General features: G+C 74.2%; 13 protein-coding genes. 5 read left to right on the forward strand and 8 right to left on the reverse strand.

Annotation, left to right across the window (positions count from 1 at the left end):
- Positions 1-89: 89 nt before the first annotated feature.
- Positions 90-2,198, forward strand: coding sequence for a SpoIIE family protein phosphatase (locus HUT06_RS14475; protein WP_176196204.1), 2,109 nt, complete (start codon positions 90-92; stop codon positions 2,196-2,198).
- A 2-nt stretch (positions 2,199-2,200) separates the two neighbouring features.
- Here HUT06_RS14475 and HUT06_RS14480 read toward each other — a convergent pair whose 3' ends face one another.
- From HUT06_RS14480 to eccCa, 3 genes are read right to left on the reverse strand one after another with little or no spacing between them, the layout of a single operon-like run.
- Positions 2,201-3,208 carry a DUF6177 family protein gene (locus HUT06_RS14480; protein ID WP_176196205.1) on the reverse strand — a complete coding sequence of 336 codons (1,008 nt, stop codon included), beginning with the start codon at positions 3,206-3,208 and terminating at the stop codon, positions 2,201-2,203.
- The gene (locus HUT06_RS14485) at positions 3,205-3,567 is read right to left on the reverse strand and encodes a hypothetical protein (protein WP_176196206.1); all 363 of its coding nucleotides are present in this window, start codon (positions 3,565-3,567) and stop codon (positions 3,205-3,207) included. Before HUT06_RS14485 ends, HUT06_RS14480 begins: the two co-directional genes overlap by 4 nt.
- Complete coding sequence (gene eccCa / locus HUT06_RS14490; RefSeq protein ID WP_176196207.1) at positions 3,564-7,574, reverse strand: type VII secretion protein EccCa; 4,011 nt, start codon at positions 7,572-7,574, stop codon at positions 3,564-3,566. The genes HUT06_RS14485 and eccCa overlap by 4 nt, the downstream gene beginning before the upstream one ends.
- 104 nt (positions 7,575-7,678) lie before the next feature.
- On the opposite strand from eccCa, the gene HUT06_RS14495 reads away from it, so the two are divergent.
- Entirely contained in the window at positions 7,679-8,512 is an 834-nt protein-coding gene (locus HUT06_RS14495) for a hypothetical protein (RefSeq protein ID WP_176196208.1), read from the forward strand.
- Positions 8,513-8,514: 2 nt separating this feature from the next.
- Here HUT06_RS14495 and HUT06_RS14500 read toward each other — a convergent pair whose 3' ends face one another.
- The 5 genes from HUT06_RS14500 to HUT06_RS14520 all read right to left on the reverse strand — a co-directional run bounded on the left by HUT06_RS14500 (position 8,515) and on the right by HUT06_RS14520 (position 12,907).
- Positions 8,515-9,765 (reverse strand): hypothetical protein, encoded by a 1,251-nt coding sequence (locus tag HUT06_RS14500; protein WP_176196209.1) that lies wholly within the window; start codon positions 9,763-9,765, stop codon positions 8,515-8,517.
- A gap of 8 nt (positions 9,766-9,773) precedes the next feature.
- Positions 9,774-11,099: a type VII secretion integral membrane protein EccD gene (eccD, locus tag HUT06_RS14505; protein ID WP_176196210.1), complete on the reverse strand. Its 1,326-nt coding sequence runs from the start codon at positions 11,097-11,099 to the stop codon at positions 9,774-9,776.
- Between the two features lie 22 nt (positions 11,100-11,121).
- A complete protein-coding gene (locus HUT06_RS14510) occupies positions 11,122-12,090 on the reverse strand; it encodes a glycohydrolase toxin TNT-related protein (protein WP_176196211.1) in 969 nt (322 codons plus the stop codon).
- A gap of 145 nt (positions 12,091-12,235) precedes the next feature.
- Entirely contained in the window at positions 12,236-12,538 is a 303-nt protein-coding gene (locus tag HUT06_RS14515) for a pore-forming ESAT-6 family protein (protein WP_176196212.1), read from the reverse strand.
- A gap of 33 nt (positions 12,539-12,571) precedes the next feature.
- Complete coding sequence (locus HUT06_RS14520) at positions 12,572-12,907, reverse strand: hypothetical protein (RefSeq protein ID WP_176196213.1); 336 nt, start codon at positions 12,905-12,907, stop codon at positions 12,572-12,574.
- Positions 12,908-13,184: 277 nt separating this feature from the next.
- Between HUT06_RS14520 and HUT06_RS14525 the strand changes: the two genes are divergently transcribed.
- From HUT06_RS14525 to HUT06_RS14535, 3 genes are all read left to right on the forward strand, one after another.
- Positions 13,185-13,472, forward strand: a complete 288-nt coding sequence (locus HUT06_RS14525) for a hypothetical protein (RefSeq protein WP_176196214.1) — start codon at positions 13,185-13,187, stop codon at positions 13,470-13,472.
- Positions 13,469-13,822, forward strand: coding sequence for a DUF6507 family protein (locus tag HUT06_RS14530; protein ID WP_176196215.1), 354 nt, complete (start codon positions 13,469-13,471; stop codon positions 13,820-13,822). Before HUT06_RS14525 ends, HUT06_RS14530 begins: the two co-directional genes overlap by 4 nt.
- 94 nt (positions 13,823-13,916) lie before the next feature.
- Positions 13,917-16,412, forward strand: a complete 2,496-nt coding sequence (locus HUT06_RS14535; protein ID WP_176196216.1) for a hypothetical protein — start codon at positions 13,917-13,919, stop codon at positions 16,410-16,412.
- Positions 16,413-16,416: the final 4 nt, after the last annotated feature.

The raw sequence follows: 16,416 nt of genomic DNA on the forward strand, positions 1-16,416 counted from the left end.
TTCTCCCTCGCGGGGGCGTCATGCCCCATACTGTCGCTGGGTAGTGCTAAGACGACCGGCTGTCTGGAGCGCGTCAGGTGAGATCCGTCATGGCGCCGCGAGGCGATGCGCCCGCCACCGATTCCGCGTCCAGGACCCTCGTCCTGGGCATCGACGGGGCCAGGCGGATCGTCCAGTGCGGGCCGAACGCCCGGGCCGTCCTCGGCCGGGCCCCCGAGGAGCTGATCGGCCGCCCCGCCACCGACCTGGTGGGCGAGGAGGCCAAGGCCGAGCTGGAGACCCTCCTGGAGGTCGGCGACCAGGAGCGCAACGGCGTGATGACCGTGCAGCGCGGCGACCAGGGCACCTCGGCCCTCGTCACCGTGCAGCCGCTCGTCGGCGGCGCGCAGGACGCCGGGCCCACCGCGCTGCTGTTCGTCCGGGTGGAGCTGCCGCCCAGCGAGCGCTACCAGGACCCGGCCCTCATGCGCCGCGCGCTGATGGACGACCAGCTCACCCGGTTCGGCGCGTCCCTCGACCTCGACCAGTCCGCGCGCGGACTCGTCGACGTCGTCGTCCCGCACTACTGCAACGCCGCGTCCGTGCTGGTGCTGGAGAGCCTGGTCGCCTCCGACGAGGTGCACAGCGAGTCCGGCTCGGCGGTGCTGCGCCGCATAGCGGTCACCTCCGACGACGGCAACCCCGCCTGGACGTCCACGTTCCCCGTCGGCGAGGTGCTCGTCTTCCCCGAGGGCACCCCGTACCGGGAGGTCATGGAGACCGCCCGGCCCGTTCACCTGCCGCACATCCCGCTCGACGCGGCGACCGAGATCGGCAAGCTGTGGCGGCGCGGCCCAGCGGGCGAGCTGCTGTCCAACGTGTCGATGGTGCTGCTGCCGCTGATCGCCCGCGACACCCTGCTCGGCTTCATCGCCTGCACCCGCGTGCCCGGGTTCCGCAAGTTCGACGCCTACGACGTCGAGATCGGCATGGAGTTCGCGGCCCGCGCCGCGATCGTCATCGACAACGCCCGGCGGTTCAGCCGCGAGCGCGCCACCGCGCTGGCGCTGCAGCGCAGCCTGCTGCCGCTGCGGCTGTCCGCGCCGTCCTCCGTCGAGGTCCGGCACCGCTACCTGCCCGGCAGCAAGCTCGTCGAGGTCGGCGGCGACTGGTACGAGTCGATAGCGCTGCCCGGCGCCCGCGTCGCGCTGATCGTCGGCGACGTCGCCGGGCACGGCGTCCGCGCCGCCGTCACCATGGGCCGGCTGCGCACCGCGCTGCACACGCTCGCCAACCTCGAACTGCCGCCGGCCGACGCGCTGCACGTCATGCACGAGCTGATGATCGAGCTCGGCGAGCAGGAGCCGCACTTCGCCACCTGCGTGTACGCGGTCTACGACGCGACCACCGGCACCATCGAGATCGCCTCCGCCGGGCACCTGCCGCCGCTGCTGGCCGGCCCGACCGGCGACAACGAGTACCTGCAGGTCCCGCCCGCCCCGCCGCTCGGCGTCGCGGGCGGCGCCGCGATCGAGAGCCGCGAGTTCACCGTCGAGGACGGCAGCCTCTTCGTCATCTACACCGACGGCCTGGTGGAGAACCGCGGCCGCGACATCGACGACGGCCTCGCCCGCCTCCAGGGCATCTTCGGCCCCGAGTCGATCGACCGCCCCATGGAGGACCTCGCCAAGGCGACCCTCGCCGGCGTCTACGCCGACCAGCACCGCGACGACATCGCCGTCCTCATCGCCCGGCTGCGCCGCCTCCCCGAGGACCAGTACGCCTCCTGGACCCTGCCCGCCGACCCCGCCGCGGTCCGCCGCGCCCGCGGCCTCGTCAGCGCCCGCCTGGAGGAGTGGGGCCTGGAGGACCTGAGCTACACCACCGAGCTGCTGGCCTCCGAACTCATCACCAACGCGCTCCGCTACGCCCCCGGCCCGATCGAGCTGCGGCTCCTGCTGGAGCGCACCCTCGTCTGCGAGGTCCTGGACCGGTCGGCCGCACTGCCCCGCCTGCGCCGCGCCGAGGACGACGACGAGAACGGCCGCGGCCTCCTCGTCGTCAGCCAGCTCGCCCACCGCTGGGGCAGCCGCCGCACCGCCGCCGGCAAGGTCGTCTGGTGCGAGCAGATCGTCCCCGGCACCGACCCCGACGCCTCGGAACAGGTGCCGGCCTGGCCGGAGGAGTCCTGGCCGGGCGAGAACCACCACCGGGAGTAGCCCTACGCCCCCTGGAGGCGGCGCAGCAGATCACCGAGGTGCTTCCAGGCCTGCGGACCGTCGTCGTCGAACGGGTACCACAGGCCGGGCTCGTCGGGGTCGCCGATCGGGCGCCCGCCGGGCCCGGCGTCCCGCGCGCGTCCCGCGCCGATCTCCGCGACTCCCGCCGGGCCGACCGCCAGCCCGAGCGGCACCGGGCGGCCGCACCAGCGGGCCGGGTAGGTGAGGTCGGTCCGGCCGGGGGCCCACCGCGCGACGAGCGTGCTCAGGCCGCTCCGGGCGAGGCCGCCGGCCAGCTCCGCGAGCTCTTCCAGCGGCCGGCCGGCGCCGGCGGGCAGCGCGACGGCGAACCTGATCTCCTCCTTCACCCCGGAGGTGACCCGGGAGACGCGGACGGTGCCGCCGAAGCGGGGGACGTCGCCGGCGCCCGCGCCGTGCGGGCCCATGAACACCAGGTACGTGGCCCGCGGGGTGCGGCGGCGGCACAGCGCCGTCACCTCCTCCCGCGACCAGCGCGACAGCGCGGGCTCGGCCGTCCCCCACGACGCCGGCGGCGCGCCCGCCAGCGTCTCGGCGAGCCGCTCCACCGTCCCGCCGAGCTCCAGCCCGGCCGTGGCCGGGTGGACGACCTGGAGACTGATCGTCAGATGGCGGCCGAGGCCGGCGGGCGGCTCGCGCAGGTACGTGGCCGACGGCCCGCGAGAGGCGGCCTCCCGGTCGAGGACGAACGCCGTGCCGTCCCAGGTGAGCGGAAGGCCGCTGAACCCGTCGTAGTAGCCGTCGCCCGGCTCCTGCACCACCCAGCGGGTGCTCCCGCCGTCGAGCGCGAGCCGCAGCGGCAGCGTGAGGCGCGCGTCGTGCGGGGCGAGCACCTGCACGGCCTGCCCGGTGGCCGCGCACCGCGCCATCACGTCGGTGACCCAGCTCGACAGCGGCACGAGCGGCCGGTCCTGGATCAGCACCGCGCCGGCGGCGGTGGCGATGTCCACCGCCGGATGCGCCGCCGTCATCGGTCCTCCGAACGCCACACCGCGCCGCCGAGCCGGTCCACCATCGCCGCGGCGAACCGGTTCGCGACCTCCGCCCCGCGCGGGTCGGCGCCGGTCGCGCGCGCCTCCACCCACCAGTAGGGGACGGTCAGCCCGGCGGCGACGTCCGCGCCCAGCAGCCGCTCGACCTCGCCGGCGACGTCGACCCGCTGCGCCGACTCGATGCTCAGCAGCGGCAGCCCCGCGTCGTCGCACAGCTGGATGAGCGCCCCGTCGCCGGAGCCGCGGACCCGCAGCGTCCCGCCGGCGTCGACCATGGAGTCCACGATGGCGCGGACGTCGGGAGCGCGCGCGGTCAGCACGACCATGTCGTAGGTCACCCGTCCTCCCCGGGCTCGTCCTTCAGCAGCGCGGCCTGCATCAGCCGGGGCCGCTCGCCGCGCCTGATCCACTTCCCGCGTCCCGGCGGCAGCGGGTCGGCGTGCACCCGCGGGAAGATCTGCCCCTCCGAGCGGTCCCCGGACATCAGCAGCGCCCCGGTGCCGATCTCCCGCATCGACTGCACCAGCGGGTCGTACAGGCCCCGGCTCGCCCCCGCGACCCGCCGGGCCACCACGAAGTGCAGCCCGATGTCCGGCCCGTTGGGGACGAACGGGACGAACGGCGCCATCGGCTGCTGCCCGGCGCTGGTGAGCAGGTCGTAGTCGTCCACGAGGACCACGATGCGCGGGCCGGCCATCGCGCCGCCCTGGCCGGACTGCTCGTCGTCCGGCTCGGGCATCCGGCCCTCCAGCTCCTTGGCCACGCCCGCCGCCAGGCCCCCGCAGACCCGCGGCGTGGTCGCGTACCCGCCCAGGTACGGCTCGGGCACGACCTCCCGGCCGAGCGAGCGGCGCGGATCCATCACCGCGAACACGACCTGCTCGGGGGAGTACCGGTCGACCAGGCTCCGCGCGATCAGGCGCAGCAGGCCGGACTTGCCGCATCCGCCGTCCCCGAGCACGAGCAGGTTCTGGTCGGCGTCGAAGAGGTCGAGCAGGACGGGTTCGAACGAGCGCTCCTCCAGCCCGAGCGGCACCAGCCGGGGCTGCTCGCCGGGGCCGGGCAGGTCCGCCGCGTCCAGCCGGTGCGGCAGCACCCGCACCGGCGGGGCGACCGGCCCCGTCCACGCCGACCGGATCGCGCCGACCGCCGACTCCACCGCGGCGCCCAGCTCGGCCGGGTCGGGGACGGCGCCGAGCGCGGGCACCGCCACCTGGGCGAACAGCTTGGCGTCGGTGAGCGCGCGGCCCGGCTGCCCCGGCCCGATCGTCTGCGCCAGCTTGCGTTCGACGGTCGAGTCGGACGGGTCGTTCAGCCGCAGCTCGACGCGGCGGCCGAACATCGACTGCGCCGACATCCGCACGTCGTTCCAGCGGAGCATGCCGGCCACCAGGTGGACGCCGTAGCCGCCGCCGCGGGTGAGGATGTCGGTGATCATGTCGTCGATCTCCTCGAAGTCGCCGCGGATCGCGCCGAACCCGTCGACGACCAGCAGCACGTCCGCCGCCGCGAGCTCGGGCACCCGCCCGGCCGCGTGCATCGACCGCAGCCGCTGCACGCTGTCGATGCCGTGCCGCCGGAAGACCTCCTGGCGGTGGTCCAGCATCCCGTGCACCTCCTCGACCGTGCGGCGCACGCGCTCGCGGTCGCTGCGGCCCGCGATCCCGCCGACGTTGGGCAGCCCCTCCAGGGCCCGCAGCCCGCCGCCGAGCAGGTCCAGCCCGTACACCGCCGCCTGGGCGGGGGAGTGGGTGAGCGCCAGCGACAGCACCAGGGTGCGCAGCAGCGTCGTCTTGCCGGTCTGGGGGCCGCCGATCACCGCGACGTGCCCGCCCGCCGACGCCAGGTCGAGGTTCCACAGGCCCTGCCACTGCCGGCGCGCGTCGTCCAGCAGCCCGATGGGCACCTGCAGCGGCTCCACCCGCACCGGCAGCCGCATCCCGGCGCCGTCGATCCGGACCGGGCCGGTGACCTGGTCGAGCGTGGCCAGCGACGGCAGCGGCGGCAGCCAGACGTTCTGGATCCGGCGGCCGTGCCGGACGAGCCCGCCGACCAGCACGTCCAGCAGCCGGGGGCCCGCGGACCTCTCGGGCAGGCCGGGCTCCGGCCGGGCCGCCTCGGCCTCCGCCCCGCGCGCCGGATCGGCCGGGTCCGCGAGGTTGTACGCCGTGTACCGGCGCACCGGCCGCCGCTCCTCGCCGTCCTGCACCGTCTGCACCGGACCCCGGTACGGCCCGGACACGTACCCGCTCTTGAACCGCTGGTACACGCTGGTGTCGACCTTCAGGTAGCCGAACCCGGGCAGCGCCGGGAGGTGGAAGGCGTCCGGGGTGTCCAGGACGGTGCGGCTCTCCTCCTCCGAGAACGTGCGGAGCCCGAGCCGGTACGACAGGTAGGTCTCCAGGCCGCGCAGTTTCCCGCCCTCGATCCGCTGGCTCGACAGCAGCAGGTGGACGCCGATGCTGCGCCCGATCCGGCCGATCGACAGGAACAGCTCGATGAAGTCGGGCCGCGCGGTGAGCAGTTCGCCGAACTCGTCGATGATGACCAGCAGGTACGGCAGCGGCGCGAGCTCCGGCCGCCGCGTCCGCTCGAAGGCGTAGTCGCCGATGTTGGCGATGTTGCCCGCGTCGCGCAGCAGCTGCTGGCGGCGCTGCACCTCGCCGGACAGGCTCGCGTAGGCCCGCTCGATCAGCCCGGCGTCGTCCTCCAGGTTGGTGATCATGCCGGCCACGTGCGGCAGGTCCTCGAAGGGGGCGAACGTGGCGCCGCCCTTGTAGTCCACCAGCACCATGCTGACCTGTTCGGGCGGGTGCGAGGCGGCCAGCGTCAGCACCAGCGTGCGCAGCATCTCGCTCTTGCCGGAACCGGTCGCGCCCACGCAGAGCCCGTGCGGGCCCATGCCCAGGCTGGCGGCCTCCTTCAGGTCGAGGATCACCGGCTCGCCCGCGTCGTCCAGCCCGATGGGGACGCGGAGGAACGCGCGCTCACCGCGCGGCGCCCACAGCCGGGCCACATCGAGCTCGGCCGGATCGTCCACCCCCAGCAGCGCGGTGAAGTCGGCCTCGCCGCCCTCGGCCGCGCTCTCCTCCGCCGACTCGCGCGACAGCCGCAGCGGCGCGAGCATCCGGGCCAGCCCGGCCAGCATCCCGGGCGCGACGCCGTCGACCGTCCCCACCGCCGTCTCCGCGACCGGGCCGCGCAGGTCGTCCACCTCGACGCGGTCGCCCTCGACCCGGATCCGCAGGGTCACGTCGCCGGGCTCCTGCCGCCGGTCGGCGACGAGGTGCACGATGGTCGCGGCCAGGTCGGCGGGCGCGACGGCCTCGTCCGGGCGCACCATGTCGGCCGCGACCTCGCCGTAGGTGTCGTGCACCACCAGCAGCCTGCGCAGCAGCTGGAACGAGTCCCTGCGGCCGAGCCCGCGCCGCACCTCCGCCGCGAAGTCGGTGCGCTCGCGCAGGTCGTCGGACAGCAGCGCGGCCAGCCGCAGCGGGCTCGGCGCGATCAGCCGGACGGGCGCGCCGCCGTCGTGCCGGTGCCGGTCGAGCACGTGCGGCAGCCATTTCGCCCAGTCCCAGTCGGCGGCCCGGTCGCCGCCGTAGGCGAAGGCGAGCGCCACGTCCTGCGGCGAGTGGAAGGCCGCCAGCTGGGCCAGCAGCGCCCGCATCAGCCGCAGCACGTCCTCGCGCGCGCCGACCACGCTGACGTTCCCGGCCATGTCGAGCGGCAGCGTGAGCGGCATGTCCGGCGGGTTGCGGAACCGCTCCAGCAGCGCCCGCGCCTCCGAGAGCATGAACGGGTCGGTCGGGGCCAGGGCGGTGCCCTGCTCGCCGAGCTGCAGCGGAGGCCCCGGCATGAACCCGGTGCCGATCCGCACCCGCAGGAAGTCGGGCTGGCGGCGGCGCCGCTCCCAGAGCCGGGACGGGTCGCGCACCACGTCGTACAGCGCCTCGGGCGGCGGGTCCAGGACCCGCGCCCGCGCCCGCTCCGCGGCCTCCCGGGCCGCCAGCTCCTCCCGCAGCTCCTCCAGGTACTCCAGATAGCGCTCGCGCTGGGCGCGGCGCTGCCGGGACACCTGCCCGCGCCGCGACAGCAGCATCGCGGCCCCGGCCAGCACCGCCACCACGAGCAGCACCGCACCGAAGATCATGAACGCCGGGTTGCGCAGCACGGTCATGATCGCCAGCGACGCCATCATGCCCATCATGGGCAGGATCATCATGATCTGGTTGCCCTGCGCGCCCTCCTCGGGGAGCGTGGGCGGCGCCTCGATGAGGCGGGTCTCCGGCTCGGGAGGCGGGAGGATGGTACGAGCCGGCCGGTGGACTACCCGGGTGGTCACAACCGTCACTCCTCGACGTTCAACGGCACTCGACGTTCAAAGGCGGCGTCGACCAACCCTAATGTCGGTGTCGTGGGGGCAGGGTGGGCTCTGTGGAGGAATCGATGGACATGCCGATCATCGAGGTGTCGGGCCGGGTGCACGCCCTCATCGAGGATCTGCTGCCCGCCGTGTTCCCCGGTGCGTCCTTCGACGCCCCCACGGCCAGAGTGGTCTTCCCGGTCGGCCGGTACGCGCGGGGCGTCTCGACCTGGACGGCCCTGGAGCGGTGCGCGCGGGCACCGGCCGAACGCTGGCCGCGGCTGGTCGAGGACTGGATCCGCGAGGCCGGCGACCTCGTCGTGCTGTCCATCGCCGACATCGAGCTGCTGGGGGACGTGCGCGACCTGCTCCGGATGCGCATCGTGCCCCGGCTCTCCGACGCCGAGCGCGAGCCGCTGATGGCGGTCCGCGCGGGGCCGTTCTTCGACGGCGTGATCGTCATCGACCATCCCGAGTACGGCGGCCCGCTGACCAGGGCGCGCGCGCACCTGCTCGGGCTGCGCCGGCTCGGCTACGTCGTCCCCCGCACGCACGAGGAGGTGGCCGACGCCGACGTCCGCGACCAGCCGCTGACGCTCCGCGAGTCCGTCCGGGTGGTCACCAAGCCGGGGTCCCGGTACGTGCCGGTCCTGCTCACCGAGATCGCGCGCTTCGTCCCCGAGGCCGGCCCCGCGGGAGCGCTGTTCTCGGTGCCCACGCACGACACGATGCTGCTCCACGTGCTCGGCGCGCCCGGCGGCTCGGCCGGCGGCTCGGCCGGCGCCTTCTCCGGGCACGCGGTCCTTCCCGCGTTCGCCCAGGTCACCGAGGAGATGCACGCGTCCTCCGGCGACCCGTGCGCGCCCACCACGTTCTGGTGGCGGCCCGGCGAGGCGATGGTGCGGCTGCGCTCGTGACGTCACGCGGCCAGCGCCCGGCGCAGCGCCTCCGCGGCGATCGCGACCGCCGTGACCCGTGTCGCGTACCCCAGCCGCCCGGTGTCGAGCACCGACCCGGTCGCGAGGTGCCGGTCGAAACGCAGTTTGACGGACGCCACACCGGCCTCGGCGAGGATCTCCCCGGCCTTCTTCACATCGGCCAGCCGCCCCAGGTGCGGGCTCTGCACCGCGAACACGACCAGCGTCCGGGAGACCAGGCCGGTGAAGCCGGACGCGTTCATCCAGTCCAGGGCCCGGCCCACGCTGGCCGCCCCGTCCACCGTCGCCGGGGTGACGAGCACCTGCGCGTGCGCCGCCGACAGCACCGCGCGGTGCAGGTCCGTGCTGATGCCGGCACCGCAGTCGGTGACGGCGACCCCGAAGAACCGGCTCAGCGGGACGCCCACCGCGCGGTAGACACCGCCGTCCGCGCCCGGGCCGATCGCCCCGCGGTGCCCCGGCAGCGTCCACAGGGTCTCGCCCAGCCGGGTCAGCAGCGGTTCGACCTCCTCGAACGGCGCGGCACCGAGATCGAGCCCGGCCAGCTCGGCCAGGGTGTGCCCGGTGCGCCCCCCGAGGCGCAGCGGCAGCGAGCCGAGCTCCGGGTCGAGGTCCAGCGCCAGCACCCGGTCCTGCCGGTACCGCGCGAACACCGACGCGACCAGCGCCGCCACCGTGCTCTTGCCCGCCCCGCCGCGCAGCCCCGTCACCGCGATCCGCCGCCCGGTCGTCACCGGATGCTGGATCCACTCGCCGTGCTCGGCGAGCGCCTGCACGTCGTCGGCGGGGCGGAACGGCCGGACCGCGCCGCGTCCGGCCCGGCGCAGCAGCGAGTCGCCGTGCACCGGCCCCCGCTCCAGCTCTTCCGGCGCCATCGCCGGCGGCGCCGGTGCCGGAGGTGCGGGCGCGGGACGAGGCGGCCCCGATGGTGGCGGCGACTGCGGTGGTGGGGGCTGCGGTGCCGGTGGCTGCGGTGCCGGTGGCGGTGGCGGTGGCGGCTGGACGGCGGCGCCGAACGACGGGGGCTGAGCGGCCGGCGGCCCGGCCGGGGAAGGGGCCGGCTCCTCCGCGGTGTCCGGGCGCATGTCGCTGTACCAGCGGGCCACCTCGGGCGGCGCGGTGCGCCGCGGGCCGTCCGCGGGGCGGCGCGGGATGGCGGGGGGATCGACGGCCGTCACGTCCGGGGCCGGGTCGGGTTCCTCGCCCGGCCTGTCCCCGTCGAGCTCAGCCAAGCTTCCTCTCAAAATGTCTCGAGCAGTCGTTCGAAGGTGCCGAAGACGCCGATCGCGACCGGGATGATCGCGGTCACGGCGATCGCCTCGATCCGGTTCATGATGCGCCGCAGCCGGGCCCGGGTGTGCTCGGCCGGTTCGGCCGTGAGCACCACGACCGCGGCCGCCAGGCCGACGAGCAGCATGCCGAGCGCGGGAGCGACGCCCCAGGAGACGTGCCCGGCCCACCGCACCGCCAGTCCGATGAGGATGACCACCGCCGCGCAGAGCAGCGCGGCCTTCTCCAGGACCAGGGGGAAGACGCGGGCGCGGCCGGCCACCACGAGCGCCAGCAGCGCGGCCAGCGCGGCGCTCCAGCCGCCGAAGCGGGCGGTGGCGCCCAGCCCGGCGACGGCGGCGGCCACCGCCACCGCCACCGTGGCGATCACCATGGTGCGGTGCGCCCGGTCGAGCGCGGCCATCAGGTCGGCCCGCGCCACGGCGTTCCCCGCGCCCCGCCGATCGTCCAGGGAGGTCAGGCCCGACAGCGCCAGCGCCAGGCGCAGCACCGCGCTGAGCAGCACCACGCAGGCCAGCGCGAGCACCGCGCCGGTGCGCGCGGAGTCCAGCCCGGCCGCCGCGCAGCCCGTGCCGATCGCGGCCAGCAGCAGGGCCGAACCACCGCCGGCCAGTGCGCCGCGTCCCAGCGGGGAGCTCAGCCCGAGCAGCACGACCACGACGGCGAGCAGCAGCGCGCCCCCGCCCCAGCGGGCCCAGGCGGGCCAGTCGTACGCCGCGGCGGCCCACCACAGCGCCGGCAGGCTCGCCGCGCCTCCGCCGAGGGTCAGCGCCATCCCGACCGGTGTGCGCCCGGCCATGCCGAGCGCGGTGCCGCCCACCAGCAGGAGCACCGCCAGGCAGGCGGTCGCGGCGGTGGCCGTCCCGGCGCCGGTGCCGGCCCGGATCACCAGGCCGGCGCCCGCCGCGAGCATCACCAGCGCGCTCGTCGCGGTCCACCGTGCCGCGGCCGGGCTCCAGCTCAGCAGCCGCAGGCCGAGCGCTCCGGCCACGACCTCGGGCACCTCGTGCACGACCGGCGCGGGCAGCGGCTCGTCCGCCCGGACCAGGCGCAGCACGGCGCCGTCCGGCACCCGCCGGTCGGCCAGGCTCGCGCCGGGATCCAGCACCTCACCGGCCGAGGTGACCAGGTGCCGCAGCTGCGGCGGGCTGCGCACCGGATCGTCGAGCAGCTCCAGCACGTCCGGCATGAGGGCGCCGAGCGGCTCCTGCGCCGGCAGCACCATGTCGACCGTCCGGCTCTCTCCCACCAGGGTGACCCGGCTCCACACGCTCACGAACGCCCTCTCGTCAGGACCCTCACCGGGGGACCGCCGTGCCGGTGACGCGTTCAAGGTATCCGTCGCGGAGCAGCAGCCGGACGGTGGGCAGCGCGGGCGGCCGCGGGAACAGCCCGGCCTCGACGGTGAAGCGGACGCCACCGCCGGGCGAACCGCCCGCGGCCGGCGAGAGCGACGCCGCCACCGTGAACTGCCGGCGGACCCGGTACCGCTGATAGCTCGCCGGGCCGCCCGCGCGCGCCGACTCCGGCTGCCCGCGAACCCCGAACCTGATGCCGTAGGGGAACAGCACCGCTCCGCTCTCCTGCCCGAACCGGTCCAACAGCGTCCCCTGGGGCAGGGTGTACGTCGTCGACGCGCCGCCGGCCGCCGCGATCTCGGCCCGCACCCGCGTGCTCAGGGCCGCGCCGTCCCGCACGGCCTTGCCCTCGGCTCGCGCGTCGAGCCGGTGCGGCGGCGACTCCTGGACGACCAGCTCGCCGTACAGCCACCGGCAGGCCTCGTCCTCGGTGGGGAACTCGGCCGCGATCCGCGCCTGGCGGAACTCCACCGCCCCTCCGGTGAACTGGTCCTTCCCCTTGGCGATGACGTAGTAGCCGGACACCTTCCGGGCGTCCGGGCGCGGTTCCCCGGGCAGCACGTACAGGCTCCCGGGCACACCCGCCTCCGTCAGCGCCTTGCGCAACCGATCGAAGGTGACCTGGGTGCTCACCCACTCGGCGGGCACCGGCGCGGCGCCTCCGCCGGTGGGCTGCCGCTCCTGCGCCGCCTTCTCGCGCTCCTGCTTCTGCAGCACCGACTGCAGGTACGACCAGCCGACCGTGCCCGCGCACAGCACGGCCGCCGCGCACAGCCCCGCGATGATCTTGCCGACGCTCTCGTCGAAGGTGCGGCGGGTCCGCTGCGGCCCGAACAGCAGCGCGTCGCGGAGCCGGCGGCGCCGTACGGTCACCGACTCCAGCAGCTGGGTGTCGTAGTCGCGCGCCAACGCCACCTCCCCTCGGCGCTCTCGGCGCTCTCAGCGAGTCCCCTGCGGGACGGATGCGGACACGGACGCGGGAGGGGGCCGCCGGTGTCCGGCGTTCCCTCCCGCGTCGGCCGGCCGGGACGGCCGCGAGGCGGCCGCCGGCCGTTCAGATCGCCTGTACCGCCGCGCTCGCCTTGCTGAGCGTCGTGTGCGCGATCCCGTCGTTCTTCTCCAGCGTGGCCTTCACCAGCCGGATGATCTCCCGGGTCTCGTTGGCCGCGGTGTGCCACTTCATCTCTTTGGTGTGGTACTCGTCCGACACCCCGGTGGCCTCCCAGTCGGCCATCGCGGCCTTGACGTCGGTGTCGCGGGTGCCGATCAGCGTCTCGAGCCGCCCCACGATCACCTGGATGTTGGCCTGGGCCTCGGTCGAGGCACCGGTGTCGTAGCTGCGCCGTCCGTCCGTCACCGTGCCGTCCTCTCGTCTGTGGCTTGCCGTGTCTCAGGCGGTCCGGAACTTGGCGCCGTCGAAGTTGGCGGCCCCCATCGCGCGGTTCCCCTCGTCGGCCATCTCCTGGTCGCCGCCGGCGAACGCGCGCTCCATGCCGAGCTGGCCGGTGTTGACCCGGTCCAGGCCGCCCTTCAGGTCCGCGCAGATCTGGTCGGAGCGCGCCTTGAAGCTGTCGAACGCGGCCTTGCCCGCCCCGTTGAACTTGCCGGACAGCGGCTCGGCCGCCGCGATCAGCTGCCGCACCAGGCTCGCCAGTTCCTCACCCGAGGTCCCGGTCTGCTTCGCCAGGTGGAGCAGCGTGTTCTGCCCTTGGTCCCATCGCCCCATCGTTGCCTCACTCACCAGAGGTCGTCGAACAGGTTCTCTGCAATGCCCATGCCTGATCCCGACGATAGTTTCTCCGCCGCCCACCCTGCCACCCGCACAGGGTGGGCGCCGGCCCGGGAGCAGACCGCATCAATGTACTGAGACGCTCTCGCGGGGCCGCGGGTTCCGGAAAAGCGCGACCGATCCCGGAAACGGCCGAGTCGGCGAAAGCGGGTGGACATAGCGCCGCCGGAGCGATCAGGATGGAATGACGGTACCGCGTCCGTGTGATGGAGCCATGAAGTTCGAACTGATCGAATTCGCCGCTGCCGACGACGTCCGGGAAAGGGCCGCCGACCAGCTGGAAGAGGAGGCCGGCCGGCACCCGGAGACGGACGTCGACCCGGTCGCGGCCATCGGCGCCGCGGTCGCGGCGCTGACCGCGGGGGTGCGCGCCGAGGGGCTGCGGATCGAGGCGTCGGTGGCCGAGCTCGCCGCCGTGCGCGAGCCGGCGCCCCGGCGGCCGTGGGCCCGGCCGCCGGCCGACTTCCGGCCCGGCCGATTCTCGAAGGGGGATGCCCGTTGACGGCATACAACATCAAGGCGTCGGGCGTGGGGTCCGTGGTGTCCAAGGTCGGCGGCCACCTCGCGGGTGAGGGCGGCGAAGGCGGCGGGGGCCTGGTCAAGCAGCTGGAGAACTTCGGCACGCACGTCGGAGAGGCCGGGACGGCGGCGTCGAGCATGCCCGTCGGGACGGCGCTGAAGGAGTACGTGGAGTACACGACCTCCGGGCTGAAGGGCATGGTGACGAAGGGCGGCGCCTGCATCACCGGCGCGGTCGAGGCCACCAAGGCCTACATCAACGGCGACATGGAGATGCTCGCGGAGGCGCAGCGGACCGCGGTGAACGCGCCCGCTCCGAAGATCGGCGGCTGAGAACCGGAAATCATCTGAACGACGCCTCCCCGCCGTGCGTCGTAGTGAGAACTGTGACATCTGCGGACCCGTATGACACCAGGGTGGTGCGACCTTGAGCGGTGTGATCGACCCGAACGCGATCCCGATTCCCAAAGCCGACCCCGACGCCGTCGAGGACGCGGGACGAGAGCTCAAGAAGGACGGGACCGCGATCGCCCAGACCGGGGACGACATCCATTCTGACTGGCAGGGGCTCAACGAGTTCTACAAGGCTCCCCATGAGGAGCTGCTGTACGCGGCCACCGCTCCCATCGCCGCCGCCGGCCACGATTTCAAGGACGACGTCACCATCGTGGGCGACGCCCTGGTGACGTTCGCCGGCGAGATCCGGCCGCTCATCACCCGGCTGAACAACCTCAAGGGCGACGCCCAGCAGTTCCGCTCGGACATCGCCGGTGACGACGACTGGCGCAAGGACGAGGACAAGGTCGAGGAGCACAACCAGCTCAACGACGACATCCTGGCCGCGATCGCACAGTACCAGGAGGCGGAGCGCAACTGCGCCAACAAGATCACCGGCATCTTCGGCGGCACCAAGTTCGTCCCCGCGGACGGCGACCCCAAGAACGGCGAGAAGGGCTACGGCCTCGGCGACGTCCCCGAGGGCATCGAGACCCCGTGGGCGAAGCCGCAGGAGTACGACGCACCCTGGTACGAGGACGCCTGGAACGGCGTCAAGGACTTCGGCGTGGGGCTCGTCACCGACCTGGCGGACATGGTCGGCATCCACGGTGAGAACGGCTGGGTGTGGGAGGAGGACTCCCACTTCTGGAGCAACCTCGGCAACAACTGGATGGGAGTCCTGGAGGACACGGCGGGCCTCGTCGGCCTGCACGGTGAGAACGGCTGGGTGTGGGAGGAGGACTCCCACTTCTGGAGCAACCTCGGCAACAACTGGAAGGAGGTCGCGCACTCCTTCGTGCCGTGGCGCGAGTGGGACGACCGTCCGGGCTACGTCATCACCTCCAGCATCCTCAACATCGGCAGCATCTTCGTCGGCGTCGGCGCCGTCCGCGCGGGCGTCAAGCTCCTCAAGCGCGGCGACGCGGACAGCCCCGACGGCCCCGACCGCTCGCACGGCGACCGCGACGGCGACGGCCGTCTCGACAGCGACGAGGTCGGCTTCGACGACAACCCCAGCACCACCGACCTGCAGAACGAACTGAACGACCTGGACATCGACACCGGCGACCTCCAGGACTCCCTGGACGACATGGACGACCTCCAGGACGCCCCGGACCGCGAACCCGCCCACGTCGGCGGCAACGAGAACGGCCAGAACCCCGAGGGGTCGTCCAACGGCGGAGACTCCGGCGGCGACTCGCCGGGCGGAGACACCACCCCCGACGGCAACGGCAACGCGCCCGAGGGCAACGGGAACCCGCCTGAAGGTGATGGCAACGCGCCCGAAGGCAACGGGAACGCGCCCGAGGGCGACGGCAACGCGCCCGAAGGCAACGGGAACGCGCCCGAAGGCAACGGGAACGCGCCCGAGGGCGACGGCAACGCGCCTGACGGCGACGGCAACGCCCCTGACGGTGATGGGAACACGCCTGAAGGTGATGGCAACGCCCCCGAGGGTGACGGCAACGCCCCCGAAGGTGACGGCAACGCCCCTGACGGCGACGGCAACGCCCCTGACGGCGACGGCAACGCCCCCGAAGGTGACGGGAACGCGCCCGAGGGCGATGGCCAGGCCCCCGAAGGCGATGGGGACGCGCCCGATGGTGACGGGGACGCGCAGCCGGATCCGCAGAAGGTGGCGAAGGCGGAGCGGCTGGAGCAGGCCCTGCGGGACGCGGGGCTGTCGGACGAGGAGATCGACCGGCTCCGCGGCGACAACCCCCGGGACGGGGACGCGTGGCAGCGCGCCGCCTCCGCGCTGGACCAGAAGTTCGGCAAGAAGGTGCTCAACGCCAGGCCGGAGCTCAACTCCGACGCCGCGCGGTTCGCGCTGGACGGCGGCGGCGCCGTCGACCCGCGCGAGTTCGCCTACCGCTACGAGTACTTCAAGTCGCGCTTCGACGAGCAGGTGCGCTCGGTCACCGAGGACATCAAGTCCGGCGACCTGGACCTCAACGGGCGGAGCAAGATCCAGGTCGGCCTCGAGCGGTTCGACGAGCTGGACCTGACCGAGGAGCTGCGCCAGGACGTCGACGCGGTGCGCGGCGAGCGCCCGGGACACGCCGACGTCGACACCGACCTCCCCGAGGGCGAGCGGGTGGACGCCCTGCGGCGGCAGGCGGGCGACATCGACATGGGCTCCGACACCTCGACGGCCTACCACGCGCGCAAGCACTACGATGAGCTGCCGGAGTCCGAGCGCACGGGTGACGTGGTCCGCGACTACCTGAACAGCGCGGAGCGGACGATCCGCGAGGGCGACGTGGTGAAGCGGAGCATGCTCGACAACGGCGCCGAGCGGCTGGTGTTCCACCGGACGGTCACCGGGGCGAACGGCCGCCCGATCACCCTGGAGGCCCTGGTGATCATCCGGCCCGACGGCCGGGTCGTGATGCCGACGTTCGGCGGGGCGAAGGGGGTCTAGGGCA

The organism is Actinomadura sp. NAK00032 (genome assembly GCF_013364275.1).
Classification (GTDB): Bacteria; Actinomycetota; Actinomycetes; order Streptosporangiales; family Streptosporangiaceae; genus Spirillospora.

Bases quoted from the DNA above. Each gene is read 5' to 3' on its own strand.
- HUT06_RS14475 (WP_176196204.1), top strand. From the start codon at position 90: ATGGCGCCGCGAGGCGATGCGCCCGCCACCGATTCCGCGTCCAGGACC.
- HUT06_RS14480 (WP_176196205.1), bottom strand. From the start codon at position 3,208: ATGACGGCGGCGCATCCGGCGGTGGACATCGCCACCGCCGCCGGCGCG.
- HUT06_RS14495 (WP_176196208.1), top strand. From the start codon at position 7,679: ATGGACATGCCGATCATCGAGGTGTCGGGCCGGGTGCACGCCCTCATC.
- HUT06_RS14520 (WP_176196213.1), bottom strand. From the start codon at position 12,907: ATGGGGCGATGGGACCAAGGGCAGAACACGCTGCTCCACCTGGCGAAG.
- HUT06_RS14525 (WP_176196214.1), top strand. From the start codon at position 13,185: ATGAAGTTCGAACTGATCGAATTCGCCGCTGCCGACGACGTCCGGGAA.